The organism is Bordetella flabilis (assembly GCF_001676725.1).
Lineage (GTDB): Bacteria > Pseudomonadota > Gammaproteobacteria > Burkholderiales > Burkholderiaceae_B > Bordetella_C > Bordetella_C flabilis.
Genome location: NZ_CP016172.1, coordinates 5089869 through 5109269 on the forward strand (window position 1 = coordinate 5089869; position 19401 = coordinate 5109269).

Here is a 19401-nt window from a genome sequence, read left to right on the forward strand (position 1 = left end):
GATCAGGCCTTGCGTTGCACCACTTTGCCGAACAGGCCCTGGGGGCGCACCAGCAGAATCAGGAAAAGCAGGCCGAAAGCCACGGCGTCGCGCATGGTCGAACCGACATACGCCACCGACAGCACTTCGGCGAAGCCCAGGAACAGCCCGCCCAGCATGGCGCCGCGGATATCGCCCATGCCGCCGAGGATGATGACGGCGATGCCCTTGTGCAGCATGGGCTGGCCCATCAGCGGATACAGCGCGTTGGAGTACAGGCCAATCAGCAGGCCCGCCACGCCGCCCAGGCCACCGGCCAGCACGGACGTCAGCAGGAACAACTGCTCCACGTTGATGCCCAGCAGCCAGGCCGCTTTGGGGGATTCCGCGACGGCGCGCAGGGCACGGCCGAACTGCGTGCGGCGCATTACCACCATCAGCACGGCCATCAGCGCGAACGACAGGAAAATGATCGCCAGTTCGATCGCGGTCACATGGATCCCGCCGATCAGCAGCGTCTCGTCCGGCACCACACCGGGCGGAAAACGCAGATTGCTGGCGCCGTACAGGCCCTGGATGCCGTTGTTCAGGACGATGCCCACGCCGATGGTGGCGATCATGGGGATCAGGTGCGGCGCATTGCGCCGCCGCAGCGGCTTGAGGATAAGCCGGTCGATCAGGCCGCCGAAGATGCCGGACACGATGAAAGTCAGGATCAGCGCGAGCCACAGCGGGACGTCCAGCTTGGTGATGATGGACAGCGCCGCATAGGCGCCTACCATGAAGACCGCGCCGTGCGCCAGGTTGATGATGCCCAGCACGCCGAAGACCAGCGTAAACCCCAGCGCAAACAGGGCGTATACGCAGCCCAGCGACAGGGCATTGACGAATTGTTGTTCCAACATACCGGGCTTCCGAATCGAAAAACGCCTTGCGGGCCGCGGTCAAGCCGCCTGCAAGGCGTCGGCGTGAGCGCCAGGCTCGCGCGTGGATTTACTTCTGTATGACGTACTTGCCGTTCTCGGTCTTGCTGATGATCGGCGCTTGCTCGGCGTCGTAGCCGGCCGGCTTGCCGGCACGGTCCTTGGCCTGGCGGAACTTGAAGCCGCCGGTGGCGCCGGTCCATTCCACCGCGGGCAGCGCATCGCGCAAGGCGGCACGGTCGGCGGCCAGATCACCCTTGAGCGGGGTCTTCTTCAGCGCCTGGGCCACGATGTACATGGCGTCATACGCCTGGGCGGAGAACTGGTCCGGCGCGACGTTGTACTTGGCCTTGTACGCATCGATGAACTTGGTGTTCTCCGGCGTCTTGTTCTCGATGGACCAGGGGCTGCCGATCCACAGATCGTTGGAGGCGGTGCCCGGCGCCAGGTCGAAAATCTTGACGGAGTTCATGCCGTTGCCGCCGATCACGGGCACATTCAGGCCCAGCTGGCGCGCCTGCACCATGATGGGACCGCCTTCGGCCAGCAGTGCGGACAGCACGATGGCGTCGGGATTGGTGCCCTTGATCTTCGTCAGTTGCGCCTTGAAGTCGACGTCGCCCTTGGCGAAGGTTTCGGTGGTCGTGACCGGGATCTTCAGGTCTTCCAGCGCCTTCTTGAAGTTGTCGTAGCCGCTCTTGGTGAAGACATCGTCATTGCCATACAGCACGGCCACGTTCTTCAGGCCGACCTTGTTCTTGACCATGGTCAGGGTGGCGGGCAGCACGTCGGCTTCCGTCACCGAGTTGCGGAAGACATAGTTGCCGATGGAGGTAATGCCATCCGCGGTGTTCGAGGTGCCGAAGGCCACGATCTTCGCGGCCTGCGCGATCGGGTCGGCGGCCTGCGCCGAATTCGACAGGGTCGGGCCGAACACCATCAGCACCCGGTCCTGGAAGATCAGTTTCTTGAAGACGTTGATCGCCTCTTCTTTCTTGCCCTGCTCGTCTTCGATGACCAGCGCCAGCTTGTTGCCGTTGATGCCGCCGGCCGCGTTGATCTCGTCAGCGGCCAGCTGGAAGCCGTTGCGGATGGAGATGCCGTACTGGGCGGCGCCGCCGGACAAGGCTTCCGCCACGCCCAGCTTGATGTCGGCCGCATGGGCAGCGGGCAGGACCGCGCCGGCCACCAGGGCGAGCAGCACTTGCTTGGATACGTTCTTCATGGAAACACCCTCTCTCACGCGTGTTATGTAGTAGGCGAGGATCTGCGCCCCGCTGGACGTGCGGACTCGCGCCCGGCATGCGCGGCGCGGACAGTCCGCCATTATTACTCGATTTGTTGCGGGTTGAAACCCTTGGAAAGCCCGAAGATCGGGCAAAAGGCGGCGATTTACACCTTTGTGCAGCTCAACCGGCCGCTACTGGCCGGCTATCGCCATCTCGGCGATCAGGATGGAGCCGGTGGTCTTGGTGCCGCGGGTAATGGTGTCCGCGCCCACCGCGGCGATCTGCCGGAACATGTCCTGCAGATTGCCGGCGATGGTGAATTCCTCCACCGCGTGCTGGACCTGGCCGTTTTCCACCCAATACCCGAATGCCCCACGCGAGTAGTCCCCGGTGACGTAGTTCACGCCCTGGCCGATGAGCTCCGTGATGAGCAGGCCGGTGCCCATCTTCTTGAGCAGGGCCGGCAGATCGTCGCTGGGCTGGGTATAGCGGGACCGCAGCGTCAGGTTGTGGGAGCCGCCGGCATTGCCGGTGGTCGGCATGCCCAGCTTGCGGGCGGTGTAGGTGGACAGGAAGTAGCCTTGCAGCGTTCCGCCCTTGACCACGTCGCGCGCCCGCGTGATGACGCCTTCGTCGTCGAAAGGCGAACTGCCCATGCCTCCCACCACGTGCGGATCCTCCACGACATCGATATGGTCGGCGAAGATGGTCTTGCCCAGGCTGTCGAGCAGGAAGCTGGCCTTGCGATACAGGGCGCCGCCGTTGGCCGCCTGCGTCAGCGCGCCCAGCAGGCCCAGGGCCAGCGGGGCTTCGAACAGTACCGGGAATTTGCCCGTGCGGATGCGGCGCGCCGACAGGCGCGACAAGGCGCGCTCGGCGGCGTAGCGCCCGACCGCCTCGGGCGCGGCGAGATTGGCCGCATCCCGTTCGCTGCTGTACCAGTAGTCGCGCTGCATGCCGTTGCCGCGCCCGGCAATCGGCGCCACCGACAGGCTATGGCGCGAATACGGATATCCGCCCAGGAAGCCGCGGGTGTTGCCCATGACGAACTGGCCTTCGTAGGTACCGACGGACGCGCCCTCCGTATTGGTGATGCGGGGGTCGACGTCCCGGGCCGCACGCTCGGCGCGCAGGGCCAGTTCGGCGGCTTCCTCCGTGCCGATGGTCCAGGGATGGTGCAAGGCCAGGTCGGGATAGTCGCGCGCCAGCATTTCCTCGTCCGGCAAGCCGGCGGCCGGATCTTCCGCAGTGTGGCGGGCAATGTGCCAGGCGGCCTCCACCGTCTCGCGCAGCGCCGCCTCGGAGAAATCGGAGGTCGACGCCGAACCACGCCGCTGCCCGGCATAGACGGTGACGTCCAGCGAACGGTCGCGGGTCTGTTCGACCGTTTCGATATCGTTCTTGCGCACCGAAACCGAAAGTCCCAGGCTTTCGGAGACCTCGGCGACGGCGTCGCTGGCGCCGACCTTGCGGGCGTGGGCCAGCACGTTTTCGACCAGTTCGCTGAATCGCGCCCGGTTCTCGGCGATCGGCAGGGAGGATGAGTAGTTGACCATTGATACTCGCTTCAGAGAGACGGGTATCATAGCCAAGTCCGCAATCCCGCAGTTTTTCATGATGTCAGATACCAGCCAGTCCCTCGACGACGAGGACGACGGCTACGACCGTCCGAGCAAATCCCAGGTCAAGCGCGAAATGCTTGCCCTGACCGAATTGGGCAAGCAATTGATCGGGCTGTCCCCCGAGCGGCTGCGCCAGTTGCCGCTGGCCGAACGCCTGTACGAGGCGATCCGCGAGGCGCAGCGCACCACCAGCCGCGAAGGCCTGCGCCGGCAGACGCACTTCGTCGGCAAGCTGATGCGCGACGCGCCGGCCGACGCCATCCGCCAGCAACTGGACACCTGGCAGAACGGCTCGCGCGAGGAAACCGCGGCGATGCACCGCCTGGAAAACCTGCGCGACCGTCTTCTGGAAGACGACGCCGCCCTGACGGAACTGCTGGCCAGGCACCCGCAGACGGATGCGCAGCAATTGCGCACCATGATCCGCGAGGCCCGCAAGGAAGCCCGCGCCAACGCCGAACTGCCGCAGGGCCACGAACCGCGCCGCAAACACTACCGGGCACTTTTCCAGGCGCTCAAGGCGCTGCCCTCCGCCGCCTCGAACTGAACCCGCCCATGACCGCCAGCACCCCATCCGACCTGCTCGACTGCATCGAACGCGAAACCGGCCCCCAGCCCACCCATGCGGTGATCTGGCTGCACGGCCTGGGCGCGGACGGCAATGACTTCGCGCCCATCGTTCCCGAACTGCGACTGCCGGCCGCGCCGGCCATCCGGTTCATCTTCCCGCACGCGCCCGTGCAGCCGGTGACCATCAACGGCGGAATGCACATGCGCTCCTGGTACGACATCCTGGTGATGGACCTGGTGCGCCAGGAGGATGCCGCCGGCATCCGGCGTTCCGAAGCCGCCGTGCGGGCCTTGATTGCGCGCGAGAATGCGCGGGGCATCCCCACTTCGCGCATCATCCTGGCCGGCTTTTCCCAGGGCTGCGCCATGACCTTGCATACGGGCCTGCGCTTGCCGGAGAAACTGGCCGGCATGGTGGGGCTGTCCGGCTACCTGCCGCTGCGCGACCTGGCTGAAGCGGAGCGCCACGGCGCCAATGCCCACACGCCGATCTTCCTGGCGCATGGTGAACACGATCCGGTGGTCGATATCGCCAGGGCCACCGCCAGCCGGGACGCCCTGCAGGCGCTGGGGCATGACGTGCGCTGGCACAGTTATCCGATGCAGCATTCGGTCTGCGCGGAGGAAATCGCCGATCTGCGCGGCTTCCTGGTCGAAATCCTCAGCGCTGGCGGCCCAGGTCCAGCCACACGCGGCGCATAGTCGGGTCTTCGGGATCCGGATCGTTCTTCAGGCCAAGGCTGGTCATCAGCCGCAACATGGGGCGGTTGTCGGACAGCACCAGCCCCTCGATATATTCCAGGCGCTGTTCACGAGCCGCCTCGATCAGCGTGGCCATCAGCTGGCGGCCCAGACCGCGTCCCTGCCAGTCGTCGGCCACGACGAGCGCGTATTCCGCACCGCGCCCATCGGGATTGCGCAAATAGTGCGCCAGCCCGATAACCGCGTCATGGCGATGGCCGCGATGCGCAGGGTTCGGCAGTTCCGTGGTCGCGACCAGGGCCACTTCGCGGTCATAGTCGACCTGCGTATAGCGCGCCAACATGCGTGGCGTGAGTTCGCGCATCATGGAAACGAAGCGCATATAGCGCGAGCGTTCCGACAGCCCGCGTATGAACGCCTGCAGCGACTCCGCGTCTTCCGGACGGATGGGCCGCGCCACCCACGGCGTGCCGTCGGCGAAACGTCGCACCTGTACCAGCTGCGCGGGGTATGGGTGGATCGCCATATGCGGGTAGCCGCCCAGGCGCTGCCCTGCGGCCGCCGGCTCCGCCGTCAAGGTGACACGCATGGAACGGGCGTAGAGACGCGCTTCGCCGGCATAGAGCGGGTCCACATCGAGCGTCTCCACGTCCGGCATGTCGGTGATCAATTCCGATATCCGAACCAGCGCCTGCTGCAAGGCTTCGAAAGCCGCCGTGCCCAGGCGCGCGGCCAGCACCTTGCGCCAGATGCGGCTGCGCTCGATCAACTGGCCCGCCAGGAAGCCGTTCAGCGGCGGCAGGTCCATGCCGCGGTCGACAGCGCCGAGCACCGCGTCCGGGCCGCCGGCGCCGAAGCGGATGATGGGACCGAAGTGGGCGTCGCGATACACATGGATCGCCATCGGCCGCGACAAGGGCTCGTACGCGCCCACCGGCATGGCGTCATGGATGGGCACCAGGAACGCGGCCAGCAGGTCGCGCGCTTCGGCGGGGGCCAGCGCGTTGCGCTGCTCGCCGCGCGCGGCGGCGACGATATCGGCGGCCGCCCGCAGCCCGGGCAAAGGCCCCTGCGGCAGCGGGGGCTGGGTCTGCAGCAGCAATTGCTGGTTGTAGAAGTGCGTGGAGAGTACGCCGAAGGCATCGGCGGCCGACTCCGGGGTACGGAAGGCCGACGTACCGGCATCGTCCAACATGCGGCGCAGCGGACGCATGCCGGCATCTCCCATGAAGCAGGAGACAATGGGCTTGCGGGCCCGCGGCGCGATCTGCGCCAGGCGCTCCGCCACCGCGCGCAGATCGGCCAGCGCGTCGGGCGCCAGCAGCACGAGCACGCCGTCGACGCCCGCATCGTCGATCAGGGCATCCAGCGCGGCCTGTATGGTGTCCGGCGTGAGCGGCGCATGGGTGATGACGGGATTGTCGGCGGCACAGCCGGGCTCCAGCAGGCTTTCCAGCGTGCGGCGGGTGCTGGCGGACAATTCCGCGCGCTGGACGGCCGCGTCGGGGCCAATGAGATCCAGCGCCAACTGGGGCGGCCCGCTGCCGTTCGAAAACAGCGCCACGCGGCGACCGCGCGGGCGTCGCGCGTAACCCAGCACTTTCAAGGCGGAAAACAGTTGCACGAAATAGCGCACGCGGACCGCGCCCGCGCGGCGCAGCACGGCATCGAACACCGCGTCGTCGTCGCTGCCGCGCCCCGCCTTCAACACCACCACCGGCTTGACGCTCGCGGCCGCACGCAAGGCGCTGATGAAGGCGCGCGCCGGACCCACGTCCTCCAGGTACAAGGCAATGCTGTCGGTGCGGGGGTCGGTCGCCAGGTAGTCCAGGACCGGTCCCAGTCCGACGATGGCTTCATCGCCCAGGGCGACGGCCGTCGAGAAACCGAAATGCACGTCCTCGGCCCAGTCCATGACGGCAGCGATGATGGAACGCGACTGCGCGACCAGCGCCACCCGCCCGGTGCGGGCCAGCGCGGGATGCTGGCTGAAGTTCAGGCCGGCCGGCGGGCGCTGCACGCCGAAGGCTCGCGGCCCCAGCAGCTTGCAGCGATGCTCCTGCGCCCACGCCTGGCACAGGGCGGCCGTACCGCGTGGATAGGGATCCACCTGCTCGTGCGGCAGTACGATGAGCGCGCGCGGTGCGCATGCGCCGAGCCGCCGCAGGGTTTCCGCGAAAACCCCGGGAGCCACGCACACCAGGCCCAGATCCGGCCGTTCACCCTCGGGCAGGCCTGTCCAGCGCTGCGGCATGTCCGGCACGCTGCCGGCAATGCAGGGCACGCAGGTGGTGCGGACGCGCAGGCCGTCCGGCAGCATCTGCACGCCCGGCAAGGGCCGGTCCGCGATGATGACCAGTGAACGGGGTTCGAACAGAGAAGCCAGCGCGTGTCGGAGCATGGACACCTACCCTATTCTAAAATGGCGCCACCGCGCAATATAACCATCCGGCATTCCATGACCCAGACCCCGAATTCCCGCGTCCGCACCCGCTTCGCACCATCGCCTACCGGCTTCCTGCACCTGGGCGGCGCGCGCACCGCGCTTTTCTCCTGGGCCTTCGCCCGCCACCACGGCGGCGTCTTCGTGCTGCGCATCGAGGACACCGACGTCGAGCGGTCCACCCCGGAAGCGGTACAAGCCATCCTCGATAGCATGGACTGGCTGGGCATGCAGCCCGACGAAGGTCCGTTCTACCAGATGCAGCGCATGGACCGCTATCGCGAAGTGGTGGCCCAGATGCTGGCCGCCGGTACGGCCTATCACTGCTACTGCACGCCGGAAGAAGTGGAAGCCATGCGCGAACGTGCCCGCGCGCAAGGCTTGAAGCCACGCTACGACGGCACCTGGCGCCCCGAACAGGGCAAGACCCTGCCGCCCGTACCGGCAGGGCGCCAGCCGGTCGTCCGCTTCAAGAACCCGCTCACGGGCGTCACCAGCTGGAACGATATGGTCAAGGGCCCGATCAGCTTCGACAACGGCGAACTGGACGACCTGATCATCGCGCGGCCGGACGGCACGCCGACCTATAACTTCTGCGTCGTGGTCGACGACTGGGACATGGGAATCACCCACGTGTTGCGCGGCGATGACCACGTCAACAATACGCCGCGCCAGATCAATATCCTGCGCGCGCTGGGTGCCACACTGCCCGAGTACGGCCATGTCCCCATGATCCTGGGCCCGGACGGCGAAAAACTGTCCAAGCGCCACGGTGCAGTGAACGTCATGGAGTACGACAAGGAAGGCTACCTGCCCGAGGCCATGGTCAACTATCTGGCCCGCCTGGGCTGGAGCCATGGCGACGACGAACTGTTCACGCGCGCCCAACTGGTGGAATGGTTCGACACGCGGCACCTGTCCAAGTCGGCATCGCAGTGGGATCCCAAGAAGCTCAACTGGGTGAATGCGCACTATCTTCGGCAGATGAGCGATGCCGACCTGGCCGCGCACGTCGCGCCCCGCCTGGCGCGGCGTGGCGGCGACCCCGCGGCCGCCGACCTGGCGGCAGTTGTAGGGCTGCTGAAAGACCGCGCCGAAACCCTGGAGCAATTGGCCGAAGGCGCGATGCTCTTCTGCGGGCCGTTCGGGGGCGTGCCGGCCGAACTGGCAGCGCAGCACCTCACCGATGCGGCGCGCGAGGCATTGCGCGACTTCGCGCGGGAGAGCGCCACCTCCGACTGGAGCCGGGAGTCCCTGTCGGCCACCATCAAGAAAGTACTGGCCGCGCGCGGCATCAAAATGCCGCAGTTGGCCATTCCGCTGCGCGTGGCGGTTACCGGGCAGACGCAGACGCCGGCCATCGACGCCGTGCTGGCGCTGCTGGGCAAGGAAAAGGTGCTGCAGCGGCTGGAGGCAGCGCTGGCATGAAGGCCGGCACGGCCGCGGCCACGACGATGTGGTGGCCGCGGCTGTGCCAGGCTAAGCAAGAGGGCCACGGGCCCGGCGCCGGTGCGCGACGGACCTGAGCGGCTCGAACCGCCGCCGGCCGGTCAGCGCAGCGCGTAACCCTGGGGCATTTTGCGCGCCTTCAGCACCTGGCCCGCGGCCTTGAGATCCCGCAGCACCAGCGTCGTCTTGTTTATGGTCTCGACGCGGTAGCGATTCGTGTAGATTGGATCCGCCGGATCCACCTGGTCCCCATTGGACTCGGTCGTCTGCATCGTGTAGGTGCCGTTGGCAAAGGTCCAGCAGCCTGTTTCGTCCAGGCCGGGCCGTTTCTTGTTGCGGATCTTCAACTGCGTCTGGTAACGCATCTTGCCGTCGGGCGACAGCACCAGCAAGGTTTCCTGGGTGCCGCCGATACCGCGTGGCGTCGAAACGGAATACCAGGTGCCCACGAAGGCGTCGGCGCCGGCGCTGGGCGCGCAGACGACGGGCTTGGGGGGCGCGGGCGGCTGGGGCGTGGACGACGACGTTTCTTTCTTCGTCGCGCAACCCGCTACGATCAGGGTCGCGCATGCAAGGCCGGCGAAACGCGAAAAAGCACTGCTCATGAGTTCCTCACAGGCCACCGAAGCGTCCGCATGCCGCGGAAAAAAGCGCATCGGTGCGAGACATCGATTCTGAAGAGCGCAGCGTGAAGACGCAACGACGGCGCCGGCGATTGTGCGAACGGCGCAACACATGCGGATGCCTGGAAGCAGGCATGGCGCTTGCCGCCGCGCGGCGGCATCGCAACTGCACGCCAAGGACCACGACTAGGTTCGTACCCGTGACTGCGCGGCCTTCTCGCGCAACAGCGCCTCCATGGCCGACGCCGCAGGCGACAAGGTGCGGCCCGCCAATCGCGTAATGCCCAACTCCCGCACGATGCGCGGCCTGCGCAAGGGCACGAAGACCAGGCGCGCCGCATCCGTGGGCATGCCCAGTTCCGCCAGCACGGTCGCCCCCACGCCGCGTTCGAGCATGGCGACCAGTGACATCATGTTGGAGACGAAGAGCGGCAGCTCCATCATGAAGGCGGCCGCGCGGTGCCCCAGCAACTGGCGGTGCGCCATGGTCCCGATGAGCGGCAGCGCGGAGATTTCCTTCCATGTCACCGACGCGCGCCCGGAGAAGGGATGGTCGTCGCGGCAAACCAGCCCGAATGCATCGCGCCACAACGGTTCGAACACCAGCCGTTTGTCGCTCAGCACCGGGCTGCAGATGCCCAGTTCGGCCTGGCCGGACAACACCATGCGCTCCACGCCTTCCGAGTTGTCGTCGTACAGCCGCATCGCCACCCCGGGATACGAGGCCCGATAGCGGGCGGTGAGTTCCGGTATCCAGAGCGTCGCGGCAGTGGCGACCGCCGCCAGGGTCAGCAGGCCGGTTTCGCTGCGTGCCATGCCGCCCATGCTCCTGGACACGCGTTCGTGGTGTTCCACCAGTTCGCGGGCCAGCGGCAGGCAGGCTTCGCCAAAGCGCGTCAGGCTGACGCGGCTGCCCCGCTCGAACAGGGGCTGACCCAGGCGCTGCTCCATTTCCCGGATCGAAAGCGACAGGGCCGGCTGGGATCGAAACGCACGCGCGGCCGCGGCGCGAAAGCTGCGCAACTCCGCCACCAGCAGGAAGTGACGATAGTGCGAGATGGACAGATCCGGAATCAGGCTCATGGCTGGCCGCCTATTTGCGTGATTTATCGGGAGATATAAAAAATAAATTTTTCTGATCGTAGCGCAGCCGCCTACCATTCGCCGCATGGACATCGACTTGCTGCCGACCGTACCCGACTTCGACCGGATGGACTCGCTGCCTGCCTTCCCTGCCGGGCAGGGGCGCCTTGTCGTCGGCTCGCAGTCCGGCGCCAAGGGTCCTGCGCTGCTGTTCGTGCATGGGGCCTATCACGGTGCATGGTGCTATGCGGGCTACCTGGACTACTTCGCCACGCATGGCATCGCTTGCGCGGCGCTGGATCTGCCAGGCCACGGCTGGCTGCCACCGCCACGGGACTTCGCCCGCTATGGCGTGCGCGACTTCGGCCAGTGCGTGGTGGATGCGGTCGACCTGATGGCGGACTCCGTCGTGTTGGTGGGGCACAGCCTGGGTGCGCTGCCCGCGCTATGGGCAGCGACCCAGCGCGACGTCGCGGGCGTCGTATTGATCGCGCCCTCCCCGCCTTCCAACGTACCGGGTGCGCAATCCCTGCCGCCGGTACCGCTGGGCGCCAGCCGGGCGCCGCCGGGACCGGACGAAATACGGCGCAGGTTCGTCGGCGGCCTCGCGTGCCACGAGATCGCCGCGATCGCGGCACGCCTTTGCCCGGAAAGCCCCGAAGCCTTGAACGACCGTTATCTGCTGCGCATGGAAATTCCGCCTTGCGCCGTCAGCGTCCCAGGTTTGTGCCTGGAGGCCGGCGAAGAGGACGGCGACAGGCACCCCTCGGGACAGGACAAGGCGATCGCGGAGCTTTACGACTTCGAATACCGCCGCCTTGCCGATCTGCCCCATTGCATGATGTACGCGAAGGGGTGGCAGGACAGCGCCGAGGTGATCCGGGAATGGCACGAACGGAGGTTCCGGCGCTGAGGCTGCATGCGTTCGTGCCGAATATGGGCAGCCTCTATATATATAGAGAGAGGCCTCCACGAACAGCAAGGGTCTGCCAGAATAGCCGCTCATAGAGAAGCCGCCGGTTCCATGGGACGTCCGCATCGCGGCGTGCCGGAACGGACCGGCCTATATATCGTGGCGGGCGCGCCGGACGCGCACGGCCGCAGCGCGGGCGCCGCCAAACCGCCCGCGTCCGCAGCGGGGAACGGGGAGACGGGCATGCGATACATGACGCGGTTGGCACTGCTGCTGGCGTGCGGCCTCTGGGCATCGGCATCCGCGCACGCGGAGCAATGGCCGGACCGCACGGTCACCATCGTCGTGCCTTCCGCCGCGGGCGGCGCCGCCGACCTGACCGCGCGCACCTTCGCACAATACCTGGGCGCTCGGACGCAGCGTACCGTCGTGGTGGAAGACCGCCCTGGCGCGGGCGGCATCGTCGGCACGAATTCGGTGAAATCCGCGCCAGCCGATGGCTATACCTTCCTGCTGTCCACCAACTCGACACAGGCGGCGAACTTGTACCTGTACAAATCGCTGCCATACGATCCGCTGAAGGACTTCCGCCAGGTCGGCATGCTGGGCACCTTCGGTGCGGTCGCGGTCGTCGCCCCCCAGAGTCCCTTCGGCAGCATGCCCGAATTGGTGGAGCACGCGCGGCGGCATCCCGGCAAGGTTTTCTACGGCTACTACAGTTCATCGTCGCAGGTGCCGTCCGCGCTGCTCAAGGCGCGGGCCGGCATCCAGATCGACGGCGCGGCCTACAAGAACGTCACGCAGATCATCACCGACCTGCGCGGCGGCCAGATCGATTTTGCGTTCGTGGACTACCTGACCGCCATGGGACAGATCGACGGCAAGGGCTTGCGGGCCATCGCGGTGTCGGGCGAGACGCCCAATCCGGCCTGGCCGGACGTGCCCACCATGTCGTCCTTTTATCCGGGCTTCGTCGTGGTGGGGTGGCTGGGCCTGTCGGCGCCGGCGGGCACGCCGGAGGCGGTCGTGAACACCATGAACCGCTACATCGCCCAGGCGGTCCAGGACCCGGAGATCCGCGACAAGCTGGCGCGGCTCGGCTTGCAACCGCGGCACATGGACGTGCCGCAGTTCGACGCTTTCGTGCGCGAGGACGCCGGCCGCTGGAAACAGTGGATCGAGACCGCCGGCATCACCCCGCAGTGACGTGAACCCGGGAGGCTACCATGCGACAATGGCGCACCGGAGCAGGCACTTCGCCGCATAGCGTGGCCGCGCCAGCACGTAGTGTCTAGTAACAACTTAAAGAAGTATCGCGTTTCACTTCACGCTTGTAGCGCCCCCCAACCACCACTAGAATTAGGGCTTGGGAACGGGGCGAAACACAACATCTTGTGGTTGGGACGAGGCTACAGGCCGCTCGGCCTGCACGTCCGCTGGTAACCGCCACCCTATCCTTCGCAACAGTCAACGAACATCCGGGCGCGACGTCAGTCGCGCTTTCTTCTACGCACAGGAGCTTCCATGCAGCAGACTTCGATCGCCTCTGTGACCCGGCCCAGCGCCGTGCCGCCTTCTCAATCCGATGCTCCCGCCGCCTCCACCGGGCAATGGGCGGGCTATCAGGTCATCCGCCGCAATGGCGCCGTCGTCGGTTTCGAACCCAGCAAGATCGCCATCGCCCTGACCAAGGCCTTTCTGGCCGTCAACGGCGGCCAGGGCGCCGCTTCCGCGCGTGTGCGCCAACTGGTCGAAACCCTGACGCAGCAGGCCGTCAACGCGCTGGTGCGCAACCGCCCCAACGGCGGCACCTTCCATATTGAAGATATCCAGGACCAGGTCGAACTCGCCCTGATGCGTTCGGGCGAGCACGATGTCGCGCGTGCCTATGTGCTGTATCGCGAAAAGCGCTCGCAGGAACGTGCTGCCGCCGACCACAAGGCCAAGCCGACCGACGCGCCGCAGGCCGAGCATGTGCTGAACGTCACGGACCAGGGAGTGAAGCGCCCGCTGGACCTGACCGCACTGCGCGCCACCATCGAAGCTGCCGGCGTGGGCCTGTCGAACTATATCGATGCCGAATCCATCCTGAAGGAAACGGTCAAGAACCTGTACGACGGCATCCCGGTCGACGAAGTCTTCAAATCCGCGATCCTGTCGGCGCGCGCGCTGGTCGAAAAAGATCCGGCCTACAGCCAGGTCACGGCGCGCCTGCTGCTGCATACGATCCGCCGCGAAGTCCTGGGCGAAGAAGTCTCGCAAGCGCAAATGGTGCAGCGCTATGCCGAATATTTCCCGGCGTTCATCTCGCGCGGGATCGAAGGCGGACTGCTGGACGCCAAGCTGGCGCAATTCGATCTGCCCCGACTGGCTGCTGCGCTGGACGCCACGCGCGACCTGCAGTTCGGCTACCTGGGCCTGCAGACCCTGTACGACCGCTACTTCCTGCACATCCGCGGCCAGCGCATCGAGCTGCCGCAAGTCTTTTTCATGCGCGTGGCCATGGGCCTGGCGCTGGGCGAAACGCAACCGGCAGTCGATCGCGAAGCGCGTGCCATCGAGTTCTACGAGATCCTCTCGTCCTTCGACTTCATGAGCTCCACGCCGACGCTGTTCAATTCCGGCACCCTGCATTCCCAATTGTCGTCTTGCTACCTGACCACCGTCTCGGACGACCTGGAAGGCATCTACGACGCCATCAAGGAAAACGCGTTGCTGGCCAAATACGCCGGCGGCCTGGGCAACGACTGGACCCCGGTACGCGCCTTGCGTAGCCACATCAAGGGCACCAACGGTGAAAGCCAGGGCGTGGTTCCGTTCCTGAAGGTCGTCAACGACACCGCGGTCGCGGTCAACCAGGGCGGCAAGCGCAAGGGCGCCGTGTGCACCTATCTGGAAACGTGGCACCTGGACATCGAAGAATTCCTGGAGCTGCGCAAGAACACCGGAGACGAGCGCCGCCGCACCCACGACATGAACACCGCGAACTGGATACCCGATCTCTTCATGAAGCGCGTCATGGAGAATGGCGAGTGGACGCTGTTCTCGCCCTCCGACTGCCCCGACCTGCACGACAAATACGGTCGCGCGTTCGAGCAGGCCTACCTCGGCTATGAAGCCCGCGTGGCCAGCGGCGAGCTCAAGCTCTTCAAGAAGATGCCGGCGCTGACGCTATGGCGCAAGATGCTGTCGATGCTGTTCGAAACCGGCCATCCCTGGATCACGTTCAAGGATCCTTGCAATATCCGCTCGCCGCAACAGCACGTCGGCGTGGTGCACAGCTCCAATCTCTGCACGGAGATCACGCTCAACACGAACGAATCGGAAATTGCCGTGTGCAACCTGGGTTCCGTGAACCTGGTCGCCCACATGAAACCCACTGCGGACGGCGGCTACGAGCTGGATCACGAGAAGCTCAAGCGCACCATCAGCGTCGCCATGCGCATGCTCGACAACGTTATCGACATCAACTACTACGCGGTCGACAAGGCGAAGAACTCCAACCAGCGCCATCGTCCCGTCGGTCTCGGGATCATGGGTTTCCAGGACTGCCTGCATCTGATGCGCGTACCGTATGCCTCCGACGCAGCAGTGGATTTCGCCGATCGCTCGATGGAAGCGGTGTGCTATTACGCATACTGGGCGTCCAGCGAACTCGCGCAGGAACGTGGCCGCTATCCGTCGTATGAAGGCTCGCTGTGGGACCGCGGCATTCTTCCCCAAGACACGTTGGAACTGCTGCGTGAAGAACGTGGCGGCCATGTTGAAGTCGATGCATCGTCGACGCTGGATTGGGATACGTTGCGTGCGCGCATCAAAGCGCATGGCATGCGTAACTCCAATTGCGTGGCAATCGCCCCAACTGCGACGATTTCCAATATCATTGGTGTATCTGCGTGCATCGAACCTACTTACCAGAACTTGTACGTTAAATCGAATCTCTCCGGCGAGTTCACTGTCGTCAACGAGTATCTCGTTCGCGAACTGAAGAAACTCGGTCTCTGGGACGAAGTCATGGTCGCCGACCTTAAGTACTTCGACGGCAGCCTGTCCCGTATCGATCGCGTGCCTGCTGAACTCCGCGCCATCTACGCCACGGCGTTCGAAGTTCCACCGACCGCGTTGGTGGAATGCGCGTCGCGTCGCCAGAAGTGGATCGATCAGTCGCAGTCGCTCAATATTTATATGGCGGGAGCCTCGGGCAAGAAGCTCGACGAAACCTACAAGCTGGCGTGGCAACGCGGCCTGAAGACCACCTACTATCTGCGTACGCTGGGTGCCACCAGCGCCGAAAAATCAACCGGACGGGGCGGCGAACTGAATGCCGTCACCGCTGGCGGCCAGGCCAGCCCGATGGCTGTGTCGGGCGCGTCATCGGCTCCGCACCTGCCCGAACCTGAAATCGTCGGAGCGGTTTGCACCATGCGGCCGGGCGATCCCGGCTTCGAAGAGTGCGAAGCCTGCCAGTAATCGACCGCCTCCGGAGACTTTCATCATGATCAATTGGGAAGACGATAACGTCGCGCTGCAACCGGCCCAGCCCACCGCCACTCCGGCGGGCGGCATGCCGGTGCGCGCCGCGACCGGCGCCTTCGACGACGCCGCGCTGCCTGCGGCGGTGCAGCAGCAGGCCGACGCGCAACCCGCGGCGGCCGCGCACCGCGTCAAGGTTGCCGACAAGCGAATCATCAACGGCCAGACCGACGTCAATCAGTTGGTGCCGTTCAAGTACAAATGGGCCTGGGAAAAGTACCTGGCCACCTGCGCCAACCACTGGATGCCGCAGGAAATCAATATGTCGCGCGACATCGCGCTGTGGAAGAACCCGAACGGTCTTACCGAGGACGAGCGCCGCATCATCAAGCGCAACCTGGGTTTCTTCGTGACGGCCGACTCCCTGGCCGCCAACAATATCGTGCTGGGCACCTACCGGCACATTACGGCGCCCGAATGCCGCCAGTTCCTGCTGCGCCAGGCATTCGAGGAAGCGATCCACACCCACGCCTATCAATACATCGTCGAAAGCCTGGACCTGGACGAGTCGGAAATCTTCAATGCTTATAACGAAGTCCCGTCCATCCGCGCCAAGGACGAATTCCTGATCCCGTTCATCGACGCGATCGCCGACCCGAACTTCCATACCGGCACGCCCGAGGCCGACCAGACGCTGCTGAAGTCGCTGATCGTCTTCGCGTGCCTGATGGAAGGCCTGTTTTTCTATGTCGGCTTCACGCAGATCCTGGCGCTTGGCCGCCAGAACAAGATGACCGGCGCTGCCGAGCAGTACATGTACATCCTGCGCGATGAATCCATGCACTGCAATTTCGGCATCGACCTGATCAACACCATCAAGCTCGAAAACCCGCACCTCTGGACGCCGGAGTTTCGCGAAGAGATCCGTGGTCTCTTCCTGAAAGCCGTCGAACTCGAATACGCCTACGCCGAAGACACAATGCCGCGCGGTGTACTGGGCCTGAACGCGCCGATGTTCAAGTCGTACCTGCGCTTCATCGCCAACCGCCGTTGCCAGCAGATCGGCATCGAGGCACTGTTCCCGCAGGAAGAGAACCCCTTCCCGTGGATGGCGGAGATGATCGATCTCAAGAAAGAGCGAAACTTTTTCGAAACCCGCGTAATCGAATATCAAACCGGAGGCACGCTGAGCTGGGAGTAAACGGTTCAGGGTGCCGGAAGGCAAGTAACGTAGCGATAGGCGGCGCGCATGAGCGTGTCGCCTATCGGCGCCATTTGAAATGGCTCGCGCCATGAGGAGCGGGGGCCATATCAAATGGCAGTGCCGTATTCATTAGCGCAAACCGTAGTAGCTGTCGCCTTAACAGGGGCAGCGGCATGCGCCGATGAATAGCCCGGGCATCGGTCCGCCGCAAGGCGGACCGGTGCACGGGTTTAAGTTCTGGGACCCCTGAACCTAAGGAGCATGTCATGGCAACTGCCAAGAAGGCCGCCAAGAAGGCGGTGAAGAAGTCCGCAGCCAAAAAAGCTGTGAAGAAAGCCCCCGCCAAGAAAGCAGCGGTGAAGAAGGTCGCTGCCAAGAAGGCGCCGGCCAAGAAAGCCGCAGTGAAAAAAGTCGCCGCCAAGAAGGCAGTGAAGAAGGCGGTGAAGAAGGCTCCGGCCAAGAAGGCCGCGACCAAAAAGACCGCGACCAAGAAAACCGCAACCAAGAAAGTCGCCGCCAAAAAAGCGCCGGCCAAGAAAGCTGCGGTGAAGAAGGTCGCGACCAAGAAGGTCGCGAAAAAGGCCGCCAAGAAAGCGCCCGCCAAAAAGGCGGCTGCCAAAAAGGCCCCTGCCAAAAAGGCTGCCGCGAAAAAGCCTGCTGCAAAGAAGGCTGCCGCCAAGAAGCCTGCCACGCCGCCTTCGACCGCTGCCGCTCCGGGCGCGAAGACCGCGTTGAACCCCGCAGCGTCGTGGCCGTTCCCGACGGGCGGCCGTCCGTAAGCTCGGCAACGCAGTACCGCTGTACGAAAGCCACCTGGCCACGCCAGGTGGCTTTTTTACGCGCGCTCGAAGGCTGGCCTGTGATGCGTTGACCTCGCGCGCGACATGGCCGCATGCAAGATGATCGATGGTGGCGCGGATGCCATGACATCGTGCGACAATTGATCCGCCGTAAGACCCCCTTTCAATATCTCACTTTCTACAAAAGCAGGTGGCCATGTTCGGCGACATCTTCCGCTTCCTTCTCGATACTGTTTTCACGGTGTTCGGCGCCGCCCTGGTCGCACGAGCCTGGATGCACGCTGTACGCATGCATCCTTTCAATCCGGTGGCGCGCTTCATCTACCAGGCAACCAACTGGCTGGTGAATCCCCTGCGCCGCATCGTGCCGTCGCGCGGCGCCGTGGACTGGGCTGCACTGATAGGCGCGTGGCTGACAGCGCTGGTCTACCTGCTGCTGATGTGGGTGACCTCGCTCGGCATGATCATCCCCTTGTCCGCGCTGCCCATCGCCTTGGGCATTTCATTGCTGACGGTGGTGAAGTGGGTCTTCAATCTCATTGTCTGGGTCACGCTGGCGCAGGCGATCCTGTCCTGGGTCAACCCCAGCGCGCCCATCATGCCGGTGCTGCAGACCCTGACCGACCCATTGCTCGATCCGATACGGCGCTTGCTTCCCCGTGCCGGCATCGACTTTTCGCCGCTGGTGCTGCTGGTGCTGGCTCAGATCGCATTGATGATCATCACCCGGGTGACGTACACGGCTTTCGGCCTGTAGCCGCCATCATCCGCGCAAAAAAGGCCGGCCATTTTGCATGGCCGGCCTTTTTCGTGCAGCGGGGCGAACCCCACTCCTACGCAATTACATCGGCGTGACGCGCGTCGGCCCGTTGCCGCTGATGACCTGTACGCGTTGGCCGACGCTGACGGGCACATCGGCCGCCTGCGCCACAACGCGGGTTTCGCCATTGTCCAGGCGGACCGTGATTTCCAGGCCCGACGTGGTCCCTACGCGGTTTTCCACCATATTGCCCGCCAGGGCGCCCAGGATGGCACCGCCGACGGTTGCGATGGTACGCCCGCTGCCGCCGCCGACGGCATTGCCGGCCACGCCGCCCAATGCGCCACCGGCAAGGAGGCCAGCGCCGCTGGACTTGTCGTTCTCGATGGTGATGGGGCGCACGCCGGTGACGGTACCCGTGCGCACGATCTGCTCGCGCTGAGCCTGGTCGTAGCTATACACGGCGCTCGAGGCGCTGCGGTTCGCGCAGCCGGATATCACTGCGACCGACGCGACGACAGCGGTAAGCGCCACCCAACGGGCGGCGCGCGTACGGCCGAGGGATACGGAGTGGACGTTTTGGTTCATGGTGAAGCGACTCCTGTCGGTATATGCCAGCGTAATGGAT

At 65.1% G+C, this 19401-nt stretch carries 16 protein-coding genes; 9 read left to right on the plus strand and 7 right to left on the minus strand.

Annotated elements, in window-relative coordinates; translation table 11 throughout:
- Window positions 1-2: 2 nt before the first annotated feature.
- The 3 genes from BAU07_RS22685 to pmbA all read right to left on the minus strand — a co-directional run bounded on the left by BAU07_RS22685 (window position 3) and on the right by pmbA (window position 3687).
- On the minus strand, window positions 3-884 hold the full coding sequence (locus BAU07_RS22685) for a branched-chain amino acid ABC transporter permease (RefSeq protein WP_066662800.1): 882 nt from the start codon (window positions 882-884) through the stop codon (window positions 3-5).
- An 88-nt stretch (window positions 885-972) separates the two neighbouring features.
- On the minus strand, window positions 973-2127 hold the full coding sequence (locus tag BAU07_RS22690) for an ABC transporter substrate-binding protein (RefSeq protein WP_066662804.1): 1155 nt from the start codon (window positions 2125-2127) through the stop codon (window positions 973-975).
- Between the two features lie 195 nt (window positions 2128-2322).
- A complete protein-coding gene (pmbA, locus tag BAU07_RS22695; RefSeq protein WP_066662807.1) occupies window positions 2323-3687 on the minus strand; it encodes a metalloprotease PmbA in 1365 nt (454 codons plus the stop codon).
- A 58-nt stretch (window positions 3688-3745) separates the two neighbouring features.
- Here pmbA and yjgA point away from each other — a divergent pair, with 58 nt between their 5' ends.
- Together yjgA and BAU07_RS22705 are read left to right on the plus strand one after the other, a co-directional pair.
- Window positions 3746-4300 carry a ribosome biogenesis factor YjgA gene (gene yjgA / locus BAU07_RS22700; RefSeq protein ID WP_066662810.1) on the plus strand — a complete coding sequence of 185 codons (555 nt, stop codon included), beginning with the start codon at window positions 3746-3748 and terminating at the stop codon, window positions 4298-4300.
- Between the two features lie 8 nt (window positions 4301-4308).
- On the plus strand, window positions 4309-5025 hold the full coding sequence (locus BAU07_RS22705; RefSeq protein ID WP_066662812.1) for an alpha/beta hydrolase: 717 nt from the start codon (window positions 4309-4311) through the stop codon (window positions 5023-5025).
- On the opposite strand, the gene BAU07_RS22710 is transcribed toward BAU07_RS22705, so the two are convergent.
- Window positions 4985-7426, minus strand: coding sequence for a bifunctional acetate--CoA ligase family protein/GNAT family N-acetyltransferase (locus BAU07_RS22710; RefSeq protein ID WP_066662814.1), 2442 nt, complete (start codon window positions 7424-7426; stop codon window positions 4985-4987). The genes BAU07_RS22705 and BAU07_RS22710 overlap by 41 nt on opposite strands.
- 57 nt (window positions 7427-7483) lie before the next feature.
- Here BAU07_RS22710 and gltX point away from each other — a divergent pair, with 57 nt between their 5' ends.
- Window positions 7484-8896, plus strand: a complete 1413-nt coding sequence (gene gltX / locus BAU07_RS22715) for a glutamate--tRNA ligase (protein ID WP_066665652.1) — start codon at window positions 7484-7486, stop codon at window positions 8894-8896.
- 122 nt (window positions 8897-9018) lie between these two features.
- Here gltX and BAU07_RS22720 read toward each other — a convergent pair whose 3' ends face one another.
- On the minus strand, window positions 9019-9522 hold the full coding sequence (locus tag BAU07_RS22720; RefSeq protein ID WP_066662816.1) for a hypothetical protein: 504 nt from the start codon (window positions 9520-9522) through the stop codon (window positions 9019-9021).
- Window positions 9523-9726: 204 nt separating this feature from the next.
- Window positions 9727-10623 carry a LysR family transcriptional regulator gene (locus BAU07_RS22725; RefSeq protein WP_066662819.1) on the minus strand — a complete coding sequence of 299 codons (897 nt, stop codon included), beginning with the start codon at window positions 10621-10623 and terminating at the stop codon, window positions 9727-9729.
- A gap of 85 nt (window positions 10624-10708) precedes the next feature.
- On the opposite strand from BAU07_RS22725, the gene BAU07_RS22730 reads away from it, so the two are divergent.
- The 6 genes from BAU07_RS22730 to BAU07_RS22755 all read left to right on the plus strand — a co-directional run bounded on the left by BAU07_RS22730 (window position 10709) and on the right by BAU07_RS22755 (window position 18770).
- Window positions 10709-11536, plus strand: coding sequence for an alpha/beta hydrolase (locus tag BAU07_RS22730; RefSeq protein WP_066662822.1), 828 nt, complete (start codon window positions 10709-10711; stop codon window positions 11534-11536).
- Between the two features lie 243 nt (window positions 11537-11779).
- Window positions 11780-12742, plus strand: coding sequence for a Bug family tripartite tricarboxylate transporter substrate binding protein (locus tag BAU07_RS22735; RefSeq protein WP_066665653.1), 963 nt, complete (start codon window positions 11780-11782; stop codon window positions 12740-12742).
- A gap of 318 nt (window positions 12743-13060) precedes the next feature.
- Complete coding sequence (locus BAU07_RS22740) at window positions 13061-16006, plus strand: ribonucleoside-diphosphate reductase subunit alpha (RefSeq protein ID WP_066662825.1); 2946 nt, start codon at window positions 13061-13063, stop codon at window positions 16004-16006.
- Window positions 16007-16031: 25 nt separating this feature from the next.
- The gene (locus BAU07_RS22745; protein ID WP_066662828.1) at window positions 16032-17210 is read left to right on the plus strand and encodes a ribonucleotide-diphosphate reductase subunit beta; all 1179 of its coding nucleotides are present in this window, start codon (window positions 16032-16034) and stop codon (window positions 17208-17210) included.
- Window positions 17211-17479: 269 nt separating this feature from the next.
- Complete coding sequence (locus tag BAU07_RS22750) at window positions 17480-17992, plus strand: histone H1-like DNA-binding protein (protein ID WP_066662831.1); 513 nt, start codon at window positions 17480-17482, stop codon at window positions 17990-17992.
- A 217-nt stretch (window positions 17993-18209) separates the two neighbouring features.
- The gene (locus BAU07_RS22755; RefSeq protein ID WP_066662834.1) at window positions 18210-18770 is read left to right on the plus strand and encodes a YggT family protein; all 561 of its coding nucleotides are present in this window, start codon (window positions 18210-18212) and stop codon (window positions 18768-18770) included.
- Between the two features lie 84 nt (window positions 18771-18854).
- Here BAU07_RS22755 and BAU07_RS22760 read toward each other — a convergent pair whose 3' ends face one another.
- Entirely contained in the window at window positions 18855-19361 is a 507-nt protein-coding gene (locus BAU07_RS22760) for an outer membrane lipoprotein (protein WP_066662837.1), read from the minus strand.
- Window positions 19362-19401 lie beyond the last annotated feature (40 nt).